Origin of the sequence: Aquabacterium sp., assembly GCF_004297345.1 — a bacterium.
Classification (GTDB): domain Bacteria; phylum Pseudomonadota; class Gammaproteobacteria; order Burkholderiales; family Burkholderiaceae_C; genus Aquabacterium.
In genome coordinates this window covers 1-1,803 of record NZ_SCTN01000611.1, presented here as the reverse complement: position 1 = coordinate 1,803, position 1,803 = coordinate 1, and the positions used below count along the sequence as shown (strand labels likewise).

Here is a 1,803-nt window from a genome sequence, read left to right as displayed (position 1 = left end):
AAACGATCGAACTTCTCGCGCAAAAGACTAGACTTGGGCGCGCCGCGCTCTCGATCATGGCGCGATCCAGGTTCTTTTCAACAGACCTCTCTAGGTTTGGAAGAGTGGGAAGAATCGTCGCCAGGGAGGTTACGGGACAAGCCGCACGGGGCTCGGCACCGCTTTCCAACCTGGGTCGATATTCAAGTACAGCTCTCGACATACCTCCCCGCTCCTCTTACACACCGTTTTCACAGTTCAATGGAACCCTGTCACAGGCAAATAAAATAAGACAGGCGGCCTCCAGCGGCACATACGCCGAGATGCCAAACATGACAGAAGCAGAAATGGTGACATACGTTAAAAGTCCGGCGTTCAATGCACGAGTCACCCCCAAAGACGAAGCTCGAGTCTCGCAATTGGTCAGGGAGTCAGAGGCGGAGTACGAGGCAGTCCACGGAGGCCAATGGGAAGATATACCTCTCGAAGGAGGCGCTGGGTCTGCTTCCGCTACAGAGACGGCGTTGTCCAAAGCAGGCCAGACACCAAGCGAGGCATTCGCAGCAGGAGAGACGTCGGTAGAAGTGGGTATGTCGGAAGCAGCAGCAGCCGCGGCAGCGTCCGCTGGTTCACGAACCGGGGTCACTGTCGGACAAGCACTCGGAAAGGCCGCTGGAGTGTTTGCATCGAGGGTCGTTCCTGTGATAAACATCTTATCAATGCTGTACATGGCAGGGGAAGGGCTCTACAACGCGGCAGAGGCGATCAAAAAGATGCAGAGCGATACTGGGCGCGACCAGGTCACAAACGCCAAGCTCCAGGAATTGATGGCAAAAAAGGACGAATTCACCAAAAGGTTCAACGAGCTCTTCAGGGGACTGTCAAAGGACGAAAAGGCATACATCGATACGGTAACGGTGCCATCAAACGTATGGGCAACACAGTCGGCTCGAAACTCTATCGGCCAAAGCACCCAATCGGGTGCCGTTGCCTCATCACTCAACGCTTTGTCTGACAAAATATACGACATCAAAGACCCGGAATTGAGGCGCGCATTCGAGCAAGAGACTGAAGCCCTCATGCGAGAAATGTACCCTGCGGACATCACGGCAAACGCTTACACCGGCATCGAGACACTCTCGGAGAAGTTTTTCGAAGATTACTATCGGAATTTCGACTCCTTCCGCGCCGGGTACGGTCTCTTAGACAGAGAACGAAACGTATACAATGCGATGAACCAGTTTTATAGGAACAACTTTCAGGAAATAGTCCAAAGAGTCGCATCGAGAATGTCAAGGGAAAACGGAAAGGAGGCAGTTCTAGACACGGCCCAATACATGGGTACAGAGACCGGCAGCGCCAACGCCAACGGAGGGGAAAAGGGACCGAGCACCCAAAACATCGCAACCACAGGAACAAAGAGAAGCCTCCCTTCGACAGGAACCGAGGGACCTTCGTACCAAAACAAACGGATGCGCTCAAAGGCCCCCGACCGGTACTTCGACTATTACACCGCGAGGCAGTTATTTTGCTGGTCAAGCGCAGCGTACGACGACAGCGAGAGTCTACTCACAAAGATAGGCAGAGAGTACGAAAGCTACACCATTGAGAGCCCAACTACTGGAATGAAAGTGCTTATGGGGTTCGACTCAGACGAATGCATCGTGGCGTTCCGGGGAACGTACAACGCACAAAATGCAGTCATCGACTCGAAGATATGGAGGGCGGCGCCATCGCGTACGTCGGCCATCGAACCAAGATTTATCCGGGATCTACACGCGGGGTTTTTCGAGGCCTGGGAATCGGTCAAAGACTCGGTTCTCT

At 53.6% G+C, this 1,803-nt stretch carries 1 protein-coding gene; it reads left to right on the top strand.

Annotated features, from left to right (window positions below):
- A partial coding sequence (locus tag EPO09_RS22090) for a hypothetical protein (RefSeq protein WP_290646771.1) occupies positions 1–1,803 on the top strand: 1,803 nt, incomplete at both ends.